1 protein-coding gene is annotated in these 533 nt (G+C 62.3%); it reads left to right on the top strand.

The annotated features are described in order from the left end of the window. Window positions 1-176 precede the first annotated feature (176 nt). The coding region (locus tag DVK06_RS17150) for an acyl-CoA dehydrogenase family protein (protein ID WP_147438167.1) at window positions 177-533 on the top strand (357 nt) is incomplete at its 3' end.

Here is a 533-nt window from a genome sequence, read left to right as displayed (position 1 = left end):
GGAGTCCCACGAGCAGTGTGAGACGGCGCTGCCGTCTCACTGGCCGTGCGGGCAACTCGGAAATCGCCCGCAGACGCGACAAGCGTGACGTCAGCGAGTCCTTCACTAGGCGTGCCGACCCGAATTCTACATGGGCGTTCGATTACTTTATGTCTCGGTCGCGGATACTTGGTCGCATGGACTTCGACCTCCCGGCCGAACACCGGATGATTCGCGATACCGTCCGTGAGTTCTGCGAAGAAGAGATTGCTCCCATCGCACAGGACATCGAGGACGAACACCGGTTCCCCGCGGAGATATTCGACCAGTTGGCCGACCTGGACGTGATGGGCGTCCCTATCGACGCCGAGTACGGTGGTCTCGGCGGCGACCAGTTGATGTACGCGCTCGTCGTCGAAGAACTCGGTCGCGTCTCGGGTGGCATCGGCCTGTCGTACGCCGCCCACGTCAGCCTCGCGTCGAAGCCGCTGGAGCTGTTCGGAACCGAAGCACAGAAAGAAGAATGGCTCACGCCGCTTGCGAGGGGCGAGCAC

The sequence above is a fragment of the Halorubrum sp. Atlit-28R genome (genome assembly GCF_003665955.1).
Classification (GTDB): Archaea; Halobacteriota; Halobacteria; order Halobacteriales; family Haloferacaceae; genus Halorubrum; species Halorubrum tropicale.
Note: the sequence above shows the minus strand (reverse complement) of the source record. Positions and strands in the feature narration are given on the sequence as shown.